Source organism: Microcystis sp. 0824, assembly GCF_003112475.1.
GTDB lineage: Bacteria > Cyanobacteriota > Cyanobacteriia > Cyanobacteriales > Microcystaceae > Microcystis > Microcystis aeruginosa_C.
In genome coordinates, this window is sequence record NZ_BDSM01000015.1 from 21,776 (window position 1) to 42,943 (window position 21,168).

At 43.9% G+C, this 21,168-nt stretch carries 17 protein-coding genes and 1 pseudogene; 11 read left to right on the forward strand and 7 right to left on the reverse strand.

Annotated elements, in window-relative coordinates; all coding sequences use genetic code 11:
* Window positions 1-51: 51 nt before the first annotated feature.
* The 8 genes from N0824_RS06220 (at window position 52) to N0824_RS06255 (ending at window position 7,839) form a co-directional block, all read left to right on the forward strand.
* Window positions 52-456 (forward strand): hypothetical protein, encoded by a 405-nt coding sequence (locus tag N0824_RS06220; protein ID WP_108936119.1) that lies wholly within the window; start codon window positions 52-54, stop codon window positions 454-456.
* Window positions 457-487: 31 nt separating this feature from the next.
* Complete coding sequence (locus N0824_RS06225) at window positions 488-4,174, forward strand: WD40 repeat domain-containing protein (protein ID WP_108936133.1); 3,687 nt, start codon at window positions 488-490, stop codon at window positions 4,172-4,174.
* A 340-nt stretch (window positions 4,175-4,514) separates the two neighbouring features.
* Window positions 4,515-4,721: a type II toxin-antitoxin system HicB family antitoxin gene (locus tag N0824_RS06230; protein ID WP_046662329.1), complete on the forward strand. Its 207-nt coding sequence runs from the start codon at window positions 4,515-4,517 to the stop codon at window positions 4,719-4,721.
* Window positions 4,718-4,924 (forward strand): type II toxin-antitoxin system HicA family toxin, encoded by a 207-nt coding sequence (locus N0824_RS06235; protein WP_108936120.1) that lies wholly within the window; start codon window positions 4,718-4,720, stop codon window positions 4,922-4,924. The genes N0824_RS06230 and N0824_RS06235 overlap by 4 nt, the downstream gene beginning before the upstream one ends.
* A 299-nt stretch (window positions 4,925-5,223) precedes the next feature.
* Window positions 5,224-5,403 (forward strand): hypothetical protein, encoded by a 180-nt coding sequence (locus N0824_RS21270; RefSeq protein ID WP_108936121.1) that lies wholly within the window; start codon window positions 5,224-5,226, stop codon window positions 5,401-5,403.
* 44 nt (window positions 5,404-5,447) lie between these two features.
* Complete coding sequence (locus N0824_RS06245; protein WP_108936122.1) at window positions 5,448-6,194, forward strand: pseudouridine synthase; 747 nt, start codon at window positions 5,448-5,450, stop codon at window positions 6,192-6,194.
* Between the two features lie 26 nt (window positions 6,195-6,220).
* Window positions 6,221-6,982, forward strand: a complete 762-nt coding sequence (locus tag N0824_RS06250; protein WP_108936123.1) for a RodZ domain-containing protein — start codon at window positions 6,221-6,223, stop codon at window positions 6,980-6,982.
* Window positions 6,983-6,990: 8 nt separating this feature from the next.
* Window positions 6,991-7,839: an ADP-ribosylglycohydrolase family protein gene (locus tag N0824_RS06255; RefSeq protein WP_108936124.1), complete on the forward strand. Its 849-nt coding sequence runs from the start codon at window positions 6,991-6,993 to the stop codon at window positions 7,837-7,839.
* Between the two features lie 221 nt (window positions 7,840-8,060).
* Here the strand turns inward: N0824_RS06255 and N0824_RS06260 are convergent, their stop codons facing one another.
* The 5 genes from N0824_RS06260 to N0824_RS06280 form a co-directional block, all read right to left on the reverse strand.
* Complete coding sequence (locus N0824_RS06260) at window positions 8,061-9,053, reverse strand: aldo/keto reductase (RefSeq protein WP_108936125.1); 993 nt, start codon at window positions 9,051-9,053, stop codon at window positions 8,061-8,063.
* A 51-nt stretch (window positions 9,054-9,104) separates the two neighbouring features.
* A complete protein-coding gene (locus tag N0824_RS06265) occupies window positions 9,105-12,170 on the reverse strand; it encodes an efflux RND transporter permease subunit (protein ID WP_108936134.1) in 3,066 nt (1,021 codons plus the stop codon).
* A gap of 4 nt (window positions 12,171-12,174) precedes the next feature.
* Window positions 12,175-13,635, reverse strand: a complete 1,461-nt coding sequence (locus N0824_RS06270) for an efflux RND transporter periplasmic adaptor subunit (protein ID WP_108936126.1) — start codon at window positions 13,633-13,635, stop codon at window positions 12,175-12,177.
* Between the two features lie 118 nt (window positions 13,636-13,753).
* Window positions 13,754-14,032 (reverse strand): hypothetical protein, encoded by a 279-nt coding sequence (locus tag N0824_RS06275; RefSeq protein ID WP_108936127.1) that lies wholly within the window; start codon window positions 14,030-14,032, stop codon window positions 13,754-13,756.
* Between the two features lie 35 nt (window positions 14,033-14,067).
* The gene (locus N0824_RS06280; protein ID WP_108936128.1) at window positions 14,068-15,645 is read right to left on the reverse strand and encodes a hypothetical protein; all 1,578 of its coding nucleotides are present in this window, start codon (window positions 15,643-15,645) and stop codon (window positions 14,068-14,070) included.
* A 712-nt stretch (window positions 15,646-16,357) separates the two neighbouring features.
* Between N0824_RS06280 and N0824_RS06290 the strand changes: the two genes are divergently transcribed.
* Window positions 16,358-16,849, forward strand: a complete 492-nt coding sequence (locus tag N0824_RS06290; protein ID WP_108936129.1) for a hypothetical protein — start codon at window positions 16,358-16,360, stop codon at window positions 16,847-16,849.
* Here N0824_RS06290 and N0824_RS06295 read toward each other — a convergent pair.
* Both N0824_RS06295 and N0824_RS06300 read right to left on the reverse strand, forming a co-directional pair.
* Entirely contained in the window at window positions 16,846-17,880 is a 1,035-nt protein-coding gene (locus N0824_RS06295) for a M42 family metallopeptidase (RefSeq protein WP_108936130.1), read from the reverse strand. The genes N0824_RS06290 and N0824_RS06295 overlap by 4 nt on opposite strands.
* 89 nt (window positions 17,881-17,969) lie before the next feature.
* Window positions 17,970-19,307, reverse strand: coding sequence for an OB-fold nucleic acid binding domain-containing protein (locus N0824_RS06300; protein ID WP_108936131.1), 1,338 nt, complete (start codon window positions 19,305-19,307; stop codon window positions 17,970-17,972).
* Between the two features lie 277 nt (window positions 19,308-19,584).
* Between N0824_RS06300 and N0824_RS06305 the strand changes: the two are divergent.
* Window positions 19,585-19,727, forward strand: a pseudogene (locus N0824_RS06305) (RNA-guided endonuclease TnpB family protein); the annotation flags it as partial.
* Between the two features lie 177 nt (window positions 19,728-19,904).
* On the forward strand, window positions 19,905-20,192 hold the full coding sequence (locus N0824_RS06310) for a hypothetical protein (RefSeq protein WP_108936132.1): 288 nt from the start codon (window positions 19,905-19,907) through the stop codon (window positions 20,190-20,192).
* Window positions 20,193-21,168 lie beyond the last annotated feature (976 nt).

A 21,168-nucleotide genomic window follows, 5' to 3' on the forward strand; every position in this document is an offset into this window, starting at 1 on the left:
CTGATTTGATCTAAAATTGAGTTAGCAATATTTTATTGGGAGCATCAAACAATGGAACCAATTTCTCTGATTGTCACCGCCTTGACTGCCGGTGCGGTTGCTGCGGCTAAGGATACGGCGGAAAAAGGCGTTAAAGATACATATCAAGGTTTGAAAACCTTGATTAAGCGTAAGTTTACTAATGATGCTTTAGCACAAGCCATGGTAGAGGCAAAACCAGAGGATATCAAGAAAGCTGAAGGTTTGTTAAAAGATAAAATTGTCGAAGCCGGGGTTGATAAAGATAATGAAATCACTAAATTAGCCCAAGATTTACTAGACAAGCTCCAAGAACAACCCGGTGGACAACAAATTATCACCCAAAATATCAGTAATGTTAAATATGCTGCTACCTCTGGCACGGGTAATGCTAGTATTAGCGGCATCACCGAGCATGGCACATCTAAGGATGACTGAGACTGTATTTTAATTAATCAGGATGGTTGATATGTCAGAACCAAGCGAAATTCAACAAAATATTACAGAAGCTCAATATGCTGCTACCTCTGGGACTGGCAATGCAACCATCACGATTACCAATTACTATTATCGAGAAGAAGCAAGAATAGCCCCTGCTGATTCTGCCGATGTTGCCGATGATAAACTGCCCTGTCCCTATCGTGGCTTGTTTCATTTTGGGCCAGGAGATGCAGAATACTTTTTTGGGCGCAAAAGCTTTATTAAAACCCTATTTCAGGCAACCCAAACCCGTAATTTTATCCCCCTATTAGGTGCGTCGGGAAGTGGTAAATCCTCGGTGGTTTTTGCGGGATTAGTCCCTAAATTGCAACAAGAAGGTCACTGGCAGTTTACCCATTTTCGTCCCGGTTCTGACCCTTTTCATGCCCTAGCTTTGGCATTAGTTCCCCTTTATACAACTAATTTAAATGAGACAGACTGCCTCGCCCAAGCGCGTCAGTTAGCCAATTATTTGCGTGATGGCGACATTCCTTTAGCTGATGTTTTTGCCCAAATCCAACACAATTATCCCAGTGAACGGGTACTGCTAATTGCCGACCAATTTGAGGAACTTTATACCCTCTGTCCTGATGAAACAATCCGCCGTAATTTTCTCGATAAATTAACTACATTCCCCTTTGAAAGGGGAGGAATGGTGTTGGTATTAACTATGCGGGCCGATTTCTTGGGGAATGCTCTTTCCTATCGTACCTTTGCCGATGTCTTACAAAATACTGACTTGAAATTGGGGCCGATGAACCGAGAAGAACTCACAGAAGTTATTGAAAAACCGGCGCAAAAATTGGGGGTGACATTTGAAGCGGGACTGGTGGAGCGCATCCTCGATGATGTGGAGAGTGAGCCGGGGAATTTGCCATTACTAGAGTTTGCCTTAACGGAATTGTGGCAGCGGCGACAGGGCCAACAGTTAACCCATCTGGCATATACAGAAATTGGCCAAGTGCAGGGTGCTTTGGCCCGCCATGCCAATGAAGAATATGACAAGCTGAGTGAGGCGCAACGGGAACAGGTGCGGCGCATTTTCATCCAATTGGTGCGCCCAGGAGAAGGCACAGAAGATACGCGGCGGCTGGCGACAAAAGCGGAATTAGGGGCGGTAAATTGGGCGCTGGTGAAACAACTGGCGGATGCGCGTTTAGTTGTCACCAGTCGCAGTGAAGAGGCACAGGTGGAGACGGTGGAAGTGGTGCATGAAGCACTGATTCGCAATTGGGGGGAATTGCGGGGCTGGATGGACACAGACAGGGTTTTTCGCGCTTGGCAAGAGCGTTTGCGGGGAGCGATGGGGCAATGGCAAAAGACGCAAGGGGATGAAGGCTCATTGTTGCGCGGGGCGGCGTTGGCGGAGGCGGAAGAACAATTGAAGAAACGCCCAGAAGATATCAGCCAAAGTGAACAGGATTTTATCAGGCAGAGTCTCCAAGAGCGAGAACGGATAAAACAAGCCGAAGCAGCCCGCAGGCGGCGCGAAATTAGAACTGCTTGGGGGATTGCGGCGGGTTCGTTGGTAGCGGTGGTGATTAGTACGGGATTGGGTTTGATGGCTTGGCAAAAAACACAACAAGCGGAACTCAATCTGGCAAATGCTCGCGGGTTTTCTTCCTTGTCTTTGTTTGATAAAGGAAAAGAATTGGAGGCTTTTGTTGAAGCGATTAAAGCAGGAAAAACCCTACAAAAGCAGCAGGCATCCGACACGAAGGTGATGAATGCCTTACAGGAACTTCTCAACCGCAAAAGTGAACGCAATCGCTTAGAAGGGCATGGTAGATATGTCCATAGCGTTAATTTTAGTCCTAACGGCAAGACTTTGGTGAGCGGTAGTGATGACAAAACTATCAAACTCTGGAATGTAGAAACAGGCCAAAAACTCCACACCTTCGAGGGGCATGGTGGCCCTGTCTATAGCGTTAATTTTAGTCCTGACGAGGGCAAGACTTTGGTGAGCGGTAGTGATGACAAAACTATCAAAATCTGGAATGTAGAAACAGGCCAAGAAATCCGTACCCTCAAGGGGCATGGTGGCACTGTCTATAGCGTTAATTTTAGTCACGACGGCAAGACTTTGGTAAGCGGTAGTGATGACGGGACTATCAAGCTCTGGAATGTAAAAACAGGCCAAGAAATCCGCACCCTCAAGGAGCATAATGGCCCTGTCTATAGCGTTAATTTTAGTCACGACGGTAAGACTTTGGTGAGCGGTAGTGGTGACAAGACTATCAAACTCTGGAATGTAGAAAAACGCCGAGAAATCCACACCCTCAAGGGGCATAATGGCCCTGTCTATAGCGTTAATTTTAGTCCTGACGGCAATACTTTGGTGAGCGGTAGTGGTGACAAGACTATCAAACTCTGGAATGTAGAAAAACGCCGAGAAATCCACACCCTCAAGGGGCATAATAGCCGTGTCAGAAGCGTTAATTTTAGTCCCAACGGCAAGACTTTTGTGAGCGGTAGTTGGGACAACACTATCAAACTCTGGAATGAGTCAACAGGCCAAGAAATCCTCACCCTCAAGGGGCATGAAGGCCCTGTCTGGAGCGTTAATTTTAGTCCTGACGAGGGCAAGACTTTGGTGAGCGGTAGTGATGACGGGACTATCAAACTCTGGAATGTAGAAATAGTCCAAACCCTCAAGGGGCATGATGACCTTGTCAATAGCGTTGAGTTTAGTCCTGACGAGGGCAAGACTTTGGTGAGCGGTAGTGATGACGGGACTATCAAGCTCTGGGATGTAAAAACAGGCGAAGAAATCCGCACCCTCAAGGGGCATGATTACCCTGTCAGAAGCGTTAATTTTAGTCCCGACGGCAAGACTTTGGTGAGCGGTAGTGATGACAAAACTATCATACTCTGGGATGTAAAAACAGGCCAAAAACTCCACACCTTCGAGGGGCATAATGGCCTTGTCAGAAGCGTTAATTTTAGTCCCAACGGCGAGACTTTGGTGAGCGGTAGTTGGGACGGGACTATCAAACTCTGGAATGTAAAAACAGGCCAAAAAATCCACACCTTCCAGGGGCATAATGACCGTGTAAGAAGCGTTAATTTTAGTCCCAACGGCAAGACTTTGGTGAGCGGTAGTAATGACAATACTATCATACTCTGGGATGTAGAAAAACGCCAAAAACTCCACACCTTCAAGGGGCATAATGACCCTGTCAGAAGCGTTAATTTTAGTCCCGACGGCAATACTTTGGTGAGCGGTAGTTATGACAAAACTATCAAACTCTGGGATGTAAAAACAGGCCAAGAAATCCACACCTTCGAGGGGCATGATGGACCTGTCAGAAGCGTTAATTTTAGTCCCGACGGCAATACTTTGGTGAGCGGTAGTGATGACAAAACTATCAAACTCTGGGATGTAAAAACAGGCCAAGAAATCCGCACCCTCCATGGGCATAATAGCCGTGTCAGAAGCGTTAATTTTAGTCCCGACGGCAATACTTTGGTGAGCGGTAGTTGGGACAACACTATCAAACTCTGGAAGGTAGAAACAGACTCGAATTTATTGAATTTAGATGCTTTAATGGGGCGTAGTTGCGATTGGGTGCGGGTTTATTTGCACAATCCTAATTCTGATGTCAGGGAGGAAGATAGGCATTTGTGTGATGGGATTGGTACAAAGAATTATCGGACTAAGGAGATTTTGCCATGACTTCCACGAAAGAATAGAGCTAACCAGCTACGGTAAAATTAGGGTTTCGGCTTATCCTCAACTCAGCTTAACTAGGAATAGGCCGATTTATCTTGCTAAGGTTATATTTTGAGCCACTTTTGTCAATTTAGCCACAAACATAAACATAAATCGTAGGTGCGTTAGCCAAAGCGTAACGCAGCAATTTAATAATTAAGTTGCTGCGTGGGTTGCGGATTATTAATTTGTTTTTTTGTCAGAGATTATCGATGCAAACACCCACCCTAAAAGATCGGTTTACACAAAAAAACAAGTTTATGTTATTATTAAAATAAATCTCAGTCAATAAAAAATATTTATTATGAATATCAAAGTGGTTGTCTGGCAAGAAGATGATGTTTGGTGTGCAACTGTACCAGCTTTGTCTGGTTGTCATACTTGGGCAGAAAATTATGATGATTTGATGGTCATGGTTAAAGAGGCAATAGAAGGCTGGTTAGAAGTTTCTCATGAAAAAAAATTACTTGATCGAAAAGAGAATCAGCAATTAGTGGAGATTTCTGTATGAAGTCAATCTCAGGTAAAAAATTATGTAAAGTCGTTGAAAGATTTGGCTGGAAATTGGCAAGAATTAAAGGAAGTCATTATATCTATACGAAAGAAAATGTTTCTGCAATTATTGTTATACCAACCCATGGAAATCGAGATTTACCGATAGGAACATTAAAAGGTATTCTCAAAGATTCAGGATTAACTGAAGATGATATTTGACAACGTAACGCACCAATTTGATGATAAATTTGGGCGTTACGGCGGATTATTAATTTGTTTTTTTGTCAGAGATTATCGCCGCAAACACTCACCCTACAAGATTGGAGATCGCACTTCCATCAATTGCCGATCTCTTTCTTCTCTCAACCGCTTGGATAACCGAGAAATAACCCGTTTAAAGTCATATCCCCCCGTAAAAAAAATTAGCCCGACTTTTTTAACAATTGTCGGCAAAATTTTGCTTGCTTTTTTCACGGCTTTTTGCCATAATATTTTTATAAGACTTTATATATAATGGAGTGTTAGAGTTCACTAAAAAACGCACAGATTCCCATTATAAGAAAAGTATAACCGAAGCCGCCGCCCAAGTCAAGGGATTACTCCTCTTTTTTTTGAGAAGTTTTCAAAGAAAAAAAATCAAAGAGGCAGCCGGAGATATTCTGTTTTTCTTCACTATTTGGGCGAAAAAACCCTTTTAGGATGCCTATAATAGGAGATAGAAAGGGTTAAAAACTAAAAAAAAATGGCGGAGAGAGTCCAGAAAATCCTTGCCCAGTGGGGAATTGCCTCCCGAAGAAGGGCGGAGGAGATAATCGTAGCCGGCCGGGTGAGACGCAATGGCAAAATCGTGCAGTTAGGAGAAAAAGCCGACCCGGAAAAAGATCACCTAGAGATAGACGGAAAAAAAATTGAACCGGCCAATCGTCCCCAAAGATTGTATATACTGATCAACAAACCCATTGGCGTGGTTTCTACCTGTAAGGATCCACAAAACCGGCCGACGGTAATTGACCTTTTGCCCGACTCCCTCGCTGGCGGGACTGGGTTACATCCCGTAGGCAGGTTGGACATTAACACCAGTGGGGCTTTACTCCTCACCAACGACGGTCAACTCACCCTCACCCTCACCCATCCCCGTTATCATTTGCCCAAAACCTATCGGGTTTGGCTAGATGGTGCGATTGATAGACTTGCTCTCCAGCGCTGGCGAGAAGGTATCCTCTTAGAGGGAAAAAAAACCTTACCCGCACAGGTTGAGATTCTCAAGCAAACCGACCAAAAAACCCTATTAGAAGTTATTTTAGTGGAGGGAAGAAATCGGCAGATTCGCTGTGTAGCTGAAGAATTAGGTTATCACGTCCTGAAACTTCATCGCAGTGCCATCGGTCCTATTCAACTAAACTCTGGTAATAATTCCCCCTTACCCTTGGGTCATTACCGTTTTTTAACCCTTGATGAACTGAAATATTTAAAAAACCCGATTAACTAAGCTGAAAGTCAGCCCCTAATAGCGATATGTTTCGCCTTCTCCAATCACAACTCGACCCCCAGCATAAACAGCGCACCAAATTACTGGAAATCGGCGTTTATTTGCAAAAAAATCGCCTAGAACAGTCCCTTTCTCTCGAGGAAATTACCCAGAAAACCTTGATCCCGCGCCATCGCCTAGAAGCCTTGGAAGCGGGGGATTTGGAGTCATTGCCCGAACCGATTTATATTCGTTGGTTAATCAAACAATTTGCCGATAGTCTGTCCCTGGATGGTGAGACGGTTAGCCGGCGTTTTCCCACCAAGGTAAATAACTTTTTTAGGGGAATAAAACCGTCTTTATCGCTGCCGAGTCTTCAAATTCGCCCGATTCATCTCTATTTTCTCTATTTAATCTTAGTTATTGGTTCCGTACAAACCCTCTCCCACGTCCTGCAAAAATCGGTACTGCAATCGAATCGCTTACCGCCGCCTTCCTTGCCACAACAGCAAATTGTCCAACCGAAAAGCAACCCCCTTCAACCGGTAGCCAACAAAACCAGTAATAATCAGCAGCTGGTGGTGGAGGTAAAACTGGAAGATGACTGCTGGCTGCGGGTGGTGGTGGATGGCAAGACAGAATTTGAGGGTGTACTGCCCCAGGGAAGCCATCGCACTTGGCAAGCAAACCGAGAATTAACCGTGAGAGCGGGTAATGCCGGCGGGGTTTACGTTGCTGTTAATAATGCCAATTCTAAACAACTGGGGCAACCGGGCAAAGTCGGGGAAGTCACCTACCGGGCAAATTGAGCTAATTTATGCAAAAGGTCTTTTCACCCCTCGATCGCCTTCAGGGAGGGTTAATAGGGGCATATATCGGGGAATCCTTGCATAATCAACCCCTAATACCAGCCTTTAACTATGAGGCTACACCGAGGACGACCCTGCTTTTGCAAGCTCTGCAATCTCAGGAGGATTTTTCCCTTGCGATCGCAGCTAGGCGGCAGTCGGAATCGGCGTTATTATTTGTGCTGTTGCCGGAGATTTTAACCTGGCCTGACCATGGGAAACGTTGGCAAGCTAGATTAAATTTTTGGCTGAAAAAGGGCTTAATTTCCGAGTTAACCCGACAAGAAGCGATAATTTGGGGAGAGGCGGTAGGTCTGTTATTACAGGGAAAAAGGCCTTTAAATCAGTTAATGGGGCAATTACTAACTATTAACCCCAAGAATAAGCTATTAGAGCAGATTCAGTCAGCTTTAGGGCAAAATCGTCCCCTAGAGTCCACTTTATCGACTTGGGTGCAAGATAGCTCACCTTTAGGAATTGCGATTGCAGCTTCTCTCTATACCTTTCTGCAAACGAGCGAGGATTTCGCCGTGAGCGTGCGTCGCGCTAATTCTAGTCCCTATCAACGGCAATTAACCAGCACTTTAGCGGGAATTTGGGCGGGATTATACAACGGTATCGAGGGGATTCCCCTAGCTTGGCGGCAAAATTTGCCTAAAGAGCCAATTAAACAGCAATTAATTGATAAAGCTGAGGAAATCTATCGAATTGCTCTGGGTATATCTCCTCATCTTGTCCTATCTCCTCACACTGCCGTCGCTTACGGGGGAACAATCCAACCCCGTCCTAGCTTAAAATTGGTCTCTCAAGATAAGTAGTCGTGCAAAATTAACTTCTTGGTTAGGATAGGCAAGAGGCTCTCCCCGGTTTGGTGGGTAAAATGTATTCTAAGATACAGTCTTGCGGGTGAGGGAGTGGAAAGAACCACAGAGACACAAAGGACACAGAGAGCGATCACTACTATATAAGTTAAACTTATCACACAAAGTCGAGAAGAGCTGGCAAGAGGCAATTTAAATACTTAACACGTTGCAACAGCCTACTTAGTTTGAAAGATATTTTGTACCATTTTTTTATCCAAACCTGCGGCAATTTTATCTAATTCTGCTATTTCCCCACTGTCTAAACTCCATCCTAAAGCCCCTAAATTATCCTCAGCTTGTCGAACATTTTTAGCTCCGGGGATGGGAATTGTTCCCTTACAGATACACCAATTTAAGGCAACTTGGCTAATGGTTTTATTTTTAGCTTGGGCGATAACTTCTAGGCAACTAATCAGAGGAGAAATAGCGGGAATTAATTGACCAAAAAGGAAGCGACGTAATCCTGGGGGTAAGTTTTTATTATCTCGATATTTCCCCGTTAATAACCCCAAAGCTAAGGGACTATAGGCAATAATTTGAATACCCAATTGATCACATAGTTCCTTTAATCCTAAGTCAGTGAGAGGATAGGTAGAAAGGAGAGAATACTGTACCTGTAAACTGGTAATAGGAATGCCGCGACTGGCAAACTTTTGATAGGCAGACTTCAATCGTTTCGGTCCAAAATTAGATAAACCAACCCCTTTAACTAACCCCTTTTCCAGACAATCCCCCAATCCGTCTAATAATCCTCCCTCCTGCCATGGCGCATAATTGCCCGTTGACCAGTGCATTTGCACTAAATCCACCGGGCGGCCTAGTCTGGTTGCCGAAGCTTGACAAGCTTTCACCATGGCATGACGGGTTAAACGCCAAGGATAAGGGGCGAGTTTGGTAGCAATACGGATATGATCAGCGTTATAACCGCTATATTCCCCCGTAAAGCGTCCTAATAGCTTCTCACTCTGTCCGTTGAGTTTGCCTGTGCCGTAGGAGTCTCCCGTATCAAATAGGGTGACACCCCGCTCGACGCAGAGATTAAAAACCGCTTGTAACTGGCTATCCATACTCTCATCGTAACCCCAGAGAAGACGATTTCCCCAGGCCCAAGTACCGCAGCCCATGGGGGGAAGGGATAGAGTTTGATGTGTGACTGTCAAGGGATTCATGGGTTAGTTTCTCTGGGTTTTTTCTCAAGCTTTCAGAGAGATATTTTACTACTAAATCGACTTGGGTTTTTGTTTAACAAATAATCCCCGCAACCAATAGTAAAAACTATCGATATAAGTAAAGATTACTGGCACAACCACCAAAGTTAATAGGGTGGAAGTGGTAAAACCACCAATAACAGCAATCGCCATCGGTGCGCGAATTTCCCCATCTGCACCCAAAGCTAAAGCAATCGGTAACATCCCGGCAATTGTAGAAACGGAGGTCATAATAATTGGTCGTAAACGAGAGACTCCCGAATCAATCATCGCCTTAAATTGCGGTTTCCCTGACTCAATACCACTCAGGGCAAAATCTACTAACAGAATCGCATTTTTAGTGACTAACCCCATCAGTAAAACTATGCCAATTAAAGCGTATAAACCTAACTCTTTTTGGGTAATTAAAAGAGCGATTAAAGTACCACCAATCGATAAAGGAAGGGAAGTTAGAATCGCTAGGGGATAGAGAAAATTGTTATACAACAATACCAGAATCCCATAGATAGAAATAATTGCTAAACTTAACGCCCCCAAAAAACGAGCAAAGATATCGCGCATAATACGAGCATCACCAAAGGGTTCTTCTGTCACCTCTGGGGGTAAGTTTTTCATGATTGGTAAAGCGCGAATTTGTGTCACCGCACTTCCCAAAGAAACTCCCTCTAAATTAGCTCCAATATTAACCTGACGTTGACGGTTAAAGCGTTGAATTTCCGCAGGTCCACTACCTAAGCTAATTGTCGCCACCGAGTTAAGCGGAACTAACGTCCCATTACTGCTAGGAACGCGCAAATTTTGCAGAGTTTCTATCTCGCTGCGTCCATCATTGGCAATTTTTACCCGGATGGGAATTTGTCGGTCAGCAAGGTTAAATTTAGCTAAATTAAACTCATTATCGCCGATTAAAGCTAAAGATGCAGTACGGGCGATCGCTCTGACCGAGACTCCCTGATCAGCAGCCCGGACTGGATCTGGTTGAATAATAATCTCCGGTTTAACTAAACTTACCCCGGAACTTACCTCGACAAAACCGGGTAAAGCCCGCATTTCTCGCTCTAATTTTTGGGCAGTTTGGGTTAAAATATCGCCATTTTCACTTTTTAAAATAATAGCGACATCCTTAGTGCTTCCTGCTCCCCCCTGCGCCCGAAAAGTCACTCTTGCTCCCGGTATCTTCTGGAAATCCCGGCGGGTTTGTTCCTCAAATTGCCGTTGAGTTAGCGAGCGCTGTTCCTTAGGAACTAAATTAACATATATTAACCCCGTATTTACCCGTCCCGAATCTCCCGGAATAGCCAAAACATTAGCGACGGCGGGATTTTTTTGCAGTAAACTATTCACCTGATTAGCCACGGCAACAGTATCATTCAAAGTCGCACCGGGAGGCAATTCTAGGCTGATTGTACTTAATCCAGTATCCCCGGAACTAAATAACCCTTTTGGAATCAAGGGAACTAACTGTAAACTACCGATAAAAAAGGCCAAAGCCGCCAATAAAGTCAGGATTCGATGACGTAAAGCCCAAGTTAACAAACTTTTGTAGGGACGAAAACGGGGGCGCGAGGAGGGATTACTATCACCGGTTTTCAGCTTTTTCGGCTGTAAAATATAGGCACTTAACATCGGGGTGACGGTGACAGCGATCAAACTGGAGAATAGGGTAGAAACCGCCACCGTAACGCCGAAAGGTTGAAAGAATTGCCCCGGCACACCGCCCATAAAAGCAACCGGCAGGAATACCGCCATAATTGCCGCTGCACTGGCTAAAACGGCTAATCCAATCTCTTTTGAGGCATCAAAGGCCGCTTGCAGGGGTTTTTTACCCATAGCTAAATGTTGATCGATGTCCTCCACCATACACACCGCATCATCCACCAGATTACCCAAAGCTAAAGCTAACGCCAGTAGAGTCATGCCGTTAAGGGTATAATTCAGGGACTGCATCACCCAAAAAGTCGGGAAAATGGACAAAGGCAGGGCTAAACCCGTGATAATCGTGGCGCGCCAATTGCCTAAAAATAGACCTACCGTGATCACCGTCATCATACAACCAATCAGGAGATCGCTAAGAAGGCTTTCGTAACTAGCACGAATTGAGTCAGCACGGGTAAAAATTAATTGAAATTTAATATCTTCGGGGAGTTTTTTCTTTAAATTCTCGATTTCTTGGCGCACTGCTGTTTCTACCGTCACCAAGGTGCTGCCAGTCCCCCGTAGAATCGAAAAACCCACCACTGGCTGCCCATCTAAGAGGGCCATTTGTCGAGGATCACTGGAACTATCGCTAACTGTCCCTAAATTGCTTAAGGGGACGCTATCACCGTTAGGTAAAGAGATTTGATAATTTCTTAAATCTTCGATCGTTTCAGCGCTGCCGAGGGTGCGGACAGTTTGTTCACTGCCGGCGATTTCCGATCGCCCTCCGGGTAAATTAATATTAAAACTGCGAATTTGGTCATTAACTGCCGTGGCCGTGATACCGTAGGCGATCAGACGACCGGGATCTAAATCTACACGCACTTCTCGATCGACTCCCCCAACGCGATCGACTCGTGCTACCCCCGGCACTCCCGTTAAAGCGCGGCCAATTTGACGATCAACTAGATCACTTAATTCGGCGATCGATCTTTTCGGGGAGGAGATGGTATAGTTCATCACCGCACCCCCGGCAAATTCTAAACGTTGGACAATGGGATCATTAGTATCTTGGGGTAAATCCTGCCGAATTTGCGCTATGGCATTACGTACATCATTTGTAGCGCGATCGCTGTTAGTGCCGAGGATAAAGTTAACGGTGGTGGTGCTGCTGCCTTCGTTAACGGTAGAAGTAATTTGATCGATATTACCCAAAGCAGCCACCGCATCCTCGACTTTTTTGGTGACTTGGGTTTCCAATTCCTCTGGACCTGCACCGGGTTGATTAACGGTGATAATCACGGCCGGAATGTCAATATTAGGAGAGCGATCGATCCCTAATCCTAGAAAGGCAATGTATCCCATTAGGGCCATAACCAGGGAGATCAGGATCGTCGGAATGGGATTTTTGATAGACCAATTAGAAATATTAAAAGCCATAATTTCAGTTATCACTGATTGCTGTAATTTTGTCGCCATCACCGAGATAGGCTGCCCCTTTGACCACAATGCGATCGCCGGCTTGTAAACCGGTGAGAATTTCCACGCGGTTATTGGGCATAATTTGACCTAATTGCACAGTTTTGGCGGTGACAGTGTTATCAGGTTCAACTAAATAAACTAGAGCTTGATTATCTTTTTGGGGTAAAACCGCGGTCATGGGGACGGTTAAACTATTGCTAGTATTCGTTACGATCGCACCTCGTAAAAACATCCCCGGTTTTAATCCTGTATTGTCGGTTAAATCGACTTTAACCGTTGCTTGACGGGATGCCTCATCGACGATGGGATTAATTTCGCGCACCTGTCCCGATAATTTTAAACTGGTATTAGCATCGGAAGTGATAGTAACGGGCGCTCCGACGCGGATTAAGGGCAATTGATTCTCAGGAACCCGCAATCTTAGCTCTAAACGCCCATTTTCGATGATTTTAAAGAGAGCATTTTGACCGTTGGTGGTGTCCCCGATGCGGCCATTTCTTTCGGCAATTTTGCCACTGACCGGGGAAATCAGGCGAGTCTCGTTTAATTGGGCGTTAACAATGGCTAAACGGCTTTGAGCTTCCGCTAATTGCGCTGTAGCTTGGGCGATCACTTCGGGACGATTGCCGGCTTGCAATTGTGCCAGTTGCTGCTCTGCTTCTCCTAAACGAGATTGGGTCTGTTGTACGATCGCCGCTTGCTTTCTTTCTTCATTGAGGACTTCATCGAGACGATCCCGGGCGATCGCTCCTTCCGCTTCTAAACTTTGGTTTCTCTGGACGCGTTTTTTGGCCAAATCCCAATCCGATCGAGCTTGACTAATTTCGGCTTTTATGCGTTGAATCGTTTGTTTAGCTCCAGCGATCTCCTCTTTACGGCTACCCGCTTGCAATTCTGCCAAACGCGCCCGGGATTGGGCGACATTGGCCTGTGCTTGGGTTAATTGCGCTTGTAGGACGGTATCATCGAGACGAGCCAAAATTTGACCTTGGCTAACGATATCACCCTCATCGACAAAGATTTCTTTGATTTGTAGTCCTGTCGCTTGGGAAAGAATCGGGATTAATTCATCGGCTGCCACGCTTCCAGTCGCTTTCAGGGTGCGGGCCACAGGAGTAGATTCTACCCTAGTGGTAGTTACTGTTTGTGCCGGTGCTTCATTTTTTGCTGCTACGGGCTGAGTATTGGGGTTTTGGGCTGTTTGGGGTCGATTAGCGAAACGAGTCGCCCCTAGGGTCAATAAAACCCCCAATCCCACACCGATAAATAAACCCCTTCCTCCCGATAGCCACGAGTTGGTTTTTGTCGGTTTTGGCGAGTATTCGGTTTCCTCTGGCTCAATTTCGGGTTTAAGTGCGATAATTTCGGGAACTAGCGAATTATCGGCTGAATGCTGGTTATTTTCTAGGGTATCTGGCCGCACGGTCTGCCCTCTCGGTAGATTTTGGATAAAATGTTAAGTTTTGTATCCATTTATAATCTAACGGAAAAAGGTCGCCTGTGGGGAAAGTGAGAAAGTCTCGTTACTCTCCAGCGATCGCCTAGGGATTGTTGCCCATAAAAAAAGCCCGGAATCCCACAGCAATCAAGGAACCACTCAAAAGAGTTATTAATGTCCAAATTTGGTTGCTTTGGGTTCCTTCCACCTTTATTAGTCGATTATCCATACTATCGACTTTCTCTGTTAAAGTTGCTAGTCCTATCTTCACATCGGTGACATCTTTATCTAAGGTTTCTAGCTTTCGATCAACACTTTGAATACTATCTTTAATTTCCTTGAGGACAGATTCGAGGGAATAGGTAACGGCTTCTGCTGTCATTACGGTTAACTCCTATCAGTGGAGAGATAATGTAATTATCGATAAAAATCTCCTTTATTCTCCACTTCATTTTTTTCGGGAAATCTCGCTTCATATTCCAATTTATCGCTGATTTCTGGCAGTTTTAGCAATATTCCAGCGAATAACCAATAGTAAACAGAAACAGGCTCGACGGAGAGAGGATAATAGTAGGGGTTATAGCTAATAAAAAGTATAAAAATCAAGATACAGAGACCCCAATGCTTTAAAGCAGGATTTTTTACTTTTAAATAGGCTTTAAAGGTGAGAATACAGAGAATTGTCACCAGTGCCATAAAAGCGATAAAACCGACGATACCGATTTCGTAGATCAGTTTAGCGTAGTAGGTTTCAATTAGTCTTATTCCCTCTTCCCCCACTATATGACGAGCGCCAGTGCTGGCTGTGCCTAAACCAAGACCAAAAAGCTGTAAATGTTTGAAGACCCACTGCATTTGATCGACTACAAAGTCAATGGGAGACGAATATAGCCAGCGATCAATAAAATTTAGCCCTCTTTCCCGAATAAAGGGAATTAACGTCACTGCAAGCAGGGAAAGCATCGCCACAATTCCGAATTTTAATGGTAACTTTCGTTTGTTTTTGCTAGTAGCAATAAAAAGAACCAAGTAAAAGAAAGGTACTAGCAATAAAGGTAATCTTTGTCCAGAAACCAGAGTCGCAAGGAAGACTAAAACCATTGCTACCCAACCAGCGAGACGCCATCTTTTTTGTGGATCACTAAAACTGGCCGCGTAACTGATGACGCTACTAGATACTAAAAACCAACCCCATTGCCAAGGATCGGAAAATGTGCCGGGGAGACGAATTAAGCCTCGATCGGGATTATACAACACCGAACCCCCGACAAAACATTGAGCTTTCAAGCTGGCTTTTTCGCTAATATCTGGATAAAATTCGGTATCAGATTTCGGGGCAATAACTTCCAGTTGATTGAGGAAGTCACTATCGGGACAGATGCCTTGGAGGAGTAAGAAGTATTGAATTAGAGCTAAAACGCAACAGACTAAGATCATCACGATGAAAAGCCGATTAACCACGAATAAATCCCGTTTTTCCTTGATTAAATAGTAGCCACAGAGAACTAGGGGAATATAACCGAGGATGGTTTTTAATCCTACAACTCCCACAGCAATTGCTCCTTGGGGTAGATTGACAAAAAGAAAAGTTATCAAGCTGGTGGCAAGTAAAATTGAAGCCGTGAGGAGAAAAGGCTTGATTTGCGGGATTAATTGCTTAAAAGTTTTGGTTTTAATTAAAATTGCCGCTAAAGCTGGGAAATAAAAGGCATCCTTGGCCATTTTGTAGAGAGCATAGGATGGCTCTTCACCAATGAAGTTGCCCTTTACCTGAAAAACTCTCGCCACAGCAAAAGTGACGGTACTACTCAGGGGAAGATAGATGATTAGGGCTAATAATCCCAGACGGGGATGGATAAAAGAAGCGACCATGGCGGGAACCGCCAAAATTCCTAACAAGGCGGCTTTTTTGTCAAGTAAAATCCCTAAAACTAGACTAATTATTATGGTAGAGATCGCTAGTATATTTAGTAAGAGATAGTTCCTCTCTTTCATATCGTGCAGCTTGGAAATATTCAAAGGAAAGTGTAGCAGATTTTTGCCGAGATTCTCAACTCACTGTTCGCTTAAATTGAAGAGGTAAGGTGTGCAAAAAAGGCTAAAATCTTTGTCTAGTCAAGTGTTGGCGAACAAAGAGTCGCTCAATTACGTCACAAACACAGTCAGAAAGAATAGATGATATCCCTGTAATTATATATTGGCTAAAACAAATGAGGATTGCGTCAATCATAGACAATAATCTAGCATCCCCTCATGGAAATCGTCAAGGATTAAGTTATGGGGAACTAGGGGTATTATTATTGACTTATATATAGCGGTGTGCAGTCGTATGAGGTACAGTGTCACGAGCTATAAACCATGCTAAGCAAAGCTTGGTCTGTATCTCACTCAAGCGCTTACCGCTATAGTAAGTGAAGAAGATCATAAAATCTGTTGTCTAGAAAAATGGGTCTGTGAACATCAAAGAAGCCTAGAAGGAATAACGGGATGGTCAATAGCAGAAAAAGAAGCAACGGATGACCCCATCTTGCCCCCAAAAATGGGCGAACGATGAGTCCTAAATCGTGGAGGCTGGGAGCAGGGAGAAAAAAGCTGGTGCCTGATGGCTGATAGCTGATAGCTAAAAGGCTGATAGCCGAAAGTTTCCCCTTGCTTCTTAACTTTTGCTATACTTATGTAAAGTTTTATTGATCTCGATCTTGACTCCGTGGCCGAAAATCTTTCTTTTCAAGACCTTTATCAAGCTGGCATCAGTGCCTTTGAGCGTGGACAATATCGTCTTAGTATCGAGCAATTAAATGCGGCTTTAGCCTTAATTTCCTTAGGATCCCGAGCAGGGGGTGAGATCCAAATTTGGTTAATTTCTGCCCATCAGGGGTTAGGAGAGGGGGAGAAAGCCAGTGAAATCTGTAAGCAACTTATTACCCATCCTATCTATCAAATTCGCGAACAGGCCAAGCGTCTACTTTATATTATCGAAGCTCCCCGTCTCAAACGCCCGGATGAGTGGATGACGAAGATTCCCGATTTAGAGAAACTTCCCGATAGCACAGCGCAATTTAAAAAGGGAACAAATAAACAGAAAAAAGAAGAACCCCCCGCACCCATGCAGTTAGAGCAGCATAAAAATACTGTTTTTATCGGACTGGCGATCGCTGTTATTCTATTAATGCTCTGGTTTTTTGCTAAAAATGGCTAAATTACTTGACAATAAACTTCTAATATGCTAAGGCAGTTGGCTATGGCTCCTAAATGGGCGATTTCATAACCGTGGGTGTTTTGGGTGGGAAAACCTAAGCAAGCGGCCTTAGCTATATGACCGAATTTCATGGCAATGGAGGCATCGCTACCAAAACCACTAATAATAGCTAATTGTAGGGGTATTCCCGCCTTTTCGGCCGCTATTCTCAATTCTTGATTTAATTGCTCATCATAGATACCGTAACCATCCTGAGACAATAAAACAGGACTGCTGCCATCCTTAATCGGATATTCAGGCGCGAGGGGACAGATTTCTAGGGCAATTAAAGCATCTAAGCGGTTATTTGCGGTAAAAAATAATGCCCCTAAGGCTCCTACCTCCTCCTTAGCTGAGGCAACCAGATATATATCCACTGCGGGGTTAATTACTCTGGCCGCTAATTCTAAAAGAATCGCCACGGAAGCTTTATTATCAAGGGTATAACTGGCAATGTAGTCTTTTAGTCGAAAGGGTTGTTTTCGGTGTTTTCCCACCACGACTCGACTACCGACGCGCACCCCACAAGCGTCTAATTCTTCCGGAGTCAATTTCGTCTCTATCCATGCGGATTCCCAGGTGACGGGAGTGTTTTCCTGCTGCACTTTTTGCGGGGATTGATGGGAAATATGACGGGAACCAAAGGAGAGAATCCCCGATCTGGTTTCCCTATCACCGATAATATCCACCACTCCCTCTCCGTAAATCCAAGGAAAAGCTCCCCCAAGTTGGCGAATTTGCAGAGTACCATCGGGATTAATTGCTTTGATAATAGCACCAATTTCGTCTTTATGACCAGTAATAGCAATTTTTTGGGTCGAATCTCGTCCTCTAATTTTGCCGATGACATTTCCCGCTTGATCTTGCCATGTTTCTAATCCTAACTCTTGAAAGCGTTCTAGTAAAAAGCGATCGATTTCCGTTTCCATCCCACTAGGAGAATGATGGAGGACAAGAGTGGCAATAGTGTCAAAGAGGTGATCAAAATCCATATTTGTCTTGATTTGTGGGTCGAAAGAGAATTATTATCGAAACTGGAAGTCGAGAAGGTTTTACAGTAACAATAATTGCTAGTTACCATTTAATGATTAATCAGAGGTGCAGAATTAGCCAGAAAACCGGCAACTTTTAGAGACTCTAGCACCGAATTGTCATCCTCTACCCAATAGTTTTGTCCTAAACGCACAAATTGACGCTGAGTTCCCGCACCAATGGTGGCAATAACGGGAACTTTTGCCTTTTGTTTGTCTCCCGATTGCAGAATACTTTTAAGAAGATTTTGACGATTTTGGTTGACGACATCTTGCAGGGATAAATTAACCATCACCATTTTAATGGTTTCGATCGGTTCCGCATCTTCGACAATTAATTGTACCCGATCATCTCGGCGATCAACTTTTCCCCACACCATTAAAGTTGCTTCCTCCACTAATAATTTTTGCAGACGTTCGTAGCTATCGGAAAAAACCACTGCTTCCGATTGTCCCGAGGCATCTTCTAGGGTTAAAAAAGCCATGGGAGTCCCTTTTTTAGTCATAATTTTCTTGACGGCATTTAATAAGACAATGGCACTGACTTTTTTTCTGGTTTTGTGTTCTTCTAAGTCAGCTAAATTGATAGGAGATAGGACTTGAGCGGCTCTTTGTAAAGCTTTTAAAGGATGTTCGGAAACATAAAAACCTAAATGTTCTTTTTCCAGTCTTAACTTTTCCTGTAGGGAAAAATCTTCTACTGCTCGCGCACTGGGAGACTGTTCAAACTCTGACTCTTGTTTATTTTCTGGACTACATCCTAGCATATCAAAAATATTCATTTGACCACTTTCTTTCTCTTTGGTGCGTTTTTGCGCCCAAGCAACTACTAATTCTAAATCTTCAATTAATTGATGGCGATTGGGTTGAATTTTATCAAAAGCACCACAATAAATTAGCGTTTCTAAAGCTCTTTTGTTGACCACTCGTAAATCAACACGCTCGCAAAAATCTCCTAAGGAAGAAAACTTTCCTCCCGCAGCTTCCCGGGCTTTTAAAATAGCCTCGATCGCATTTTCGCCCAGATTTCTAACTGCGGACAAACCAAAGAGAATTTTGCGTCCAATCGGTGTAAAATGTTTTTGCGATCGATTGATGTCGGGAGGTTCGACATCGATATTCATTTTCTGACAGTTTTCTCGATACTTTTCCACCTTATCCTGATTATCGCTACTAGCAGTTAGTAACGCTGTCATATATTCCACAGGATAATTAGCTTTTAAATAAGCGGTTTGATAGGTGACGTAAGCATAAGCGGTAGAGTGAGATTTATTAAAACAATTGGAGGCAATTAACCCGTTGCCCAGCAAAAAATTATGATCTTTCTCCACCCCAATATCATAAACTGGTTTCCTTCCCAGGGATTGACGAACGATAATTTTAACCATATTAGTAACCCAACTCTCCAGAGATTTTGGCAACAGTGCTAATAGAAATATGGCATTTCTTGGCCATATCAGACGGCCAAGGTCACCAAAATGGCTTTCTTATTCCTTGTGTCATAAGTTTAACTTATATAGTAGTGATCGATCTCTGTGTCCTTTGTGCCTCTGTGGTTCGTTCCACTCACTCGCCAGCAGGACTGTATCTTAGAATACATTTTACCCACCAAACCTAAGAGAGCCAAAAAATTACCCTATTGATGACTAAAGTGTATATTCTACCTACAATAGGTTACGATCAATGTTAACCGAGGAGAAAAAACAAGAAGAACTAGACTTCTTGAATAGGGTTAGCTGTGGCCCTTTGCCACAAGGTTTAAGACACCTGTAGCTTTTACTAATTTCTTTGCTGGTCCTACAAAATTTGGTTAAAGGGTAGCAACGCAAAGCGGGACAAAATCCAGCAGTTAAGATAGCCAAGAAACCTTGTCACTGACGGCAAGGACGTATATCGCACCTTGACCAGAGGTCAGCAATGGGTGGTTCAGGGATTGTGTTATAATTCTGGCCAGGCCATCAAGGGATTTGAAAAGGAGTAACACCATGAGTCTATCTTCAGAAGCCTATCGCCAAGCCCTCGTGCGGGATGGAGAACGGCGCTATCAGGAATGGCACCAAAATTATCACAACCAATGCCGTCAATCAACGGCTGAATACCAAGCTCGTTCGGCCCAACAACGCCCAACAAACCAACAACGTCCAACAAAGCCTTGGATTTCCTCGGAAGCCTACCGGCAATTTTTAGTCAAAGATGGGGAGCGGCGTTTTGCGGAATGGCACGGCGAGTTTTTAGACTATCAAAGACAATTTCTGGCCAGTCAATCCACCTAAAAAGCAGGTTTCTGTGAGGCGAGAATCTCCCATCACAAAGGGAAGCTGTGTGATGGCAAGAGTGTCCAGTCTGTCCACCCCTGAACCCCACAAATAACGGCTAAGATAGCAATCGTCAAAACTGAAATCTCAACACATAAAAGCCTTGCAAAGCAAGGCTTTTACTATTAGTTTATTTGTTCTGTGTCCGGGTAAGCTCTTGGCTAGAGTCAGCGATCGCTTGATAATAAGAGCATAGGTGCGATCACTCAAAACAGGCTCCAGTTAACCTTCCGAGTCGATTGTAGCTGGTCAAAGCCAGTCGAACAATCGCCAAGACTATCTTGGGGTAAGGGTTTCATTATTTTTCTTGGGCGCAAGTCCAGTTATCCCTACAAGGTTCTTGTAAGTAACCTCAGTTCGGGTTAAGGCTATTTTCTTGCTCATTCCACAAAAGAATAGGGTTTACAGCGAACGAGAAAATTAAGATTTTAGCTTATCCCGAACTCAGGTTAATCAGTCTTTAATAACCGGATTTAGCAGGAAAACTCAAATCCGAACCCTGATAGCTTACTTATTTGTATTGTTTTTAGGTGCGCTCGCCCTGCTGTCCAAATCGGAAGTTCTGCTCAGAAAAACAGAGTACCAGCGACGACCTTGACCCGCCTTTTCTGAGAATTGACTGCATTTCTTAAGCACAAAGCTGAGAATTGACTACATTTCTTAACGAAAAAGTTGAGATTAGATATTGACACCGACAAAATAACCCGCATTTCTCACAAAAAGTACGATCACCAACCCCCGAAGCCTTACAAAATCTGGGTTTTGACTGGGTGATCGCCTTGTAGCAAAAACGACAGTGTGTTGTTAGGATTCAACTTAAGCTCATCATCAATTAGACCTTGAAAAAAGAACAAATTTAAAATGCGTATTTTTAGGTTAATTAGTTGATAAAGTCTCAATTTTAAGTAGAGAATGAAGTCAAAAGCTTGCTATA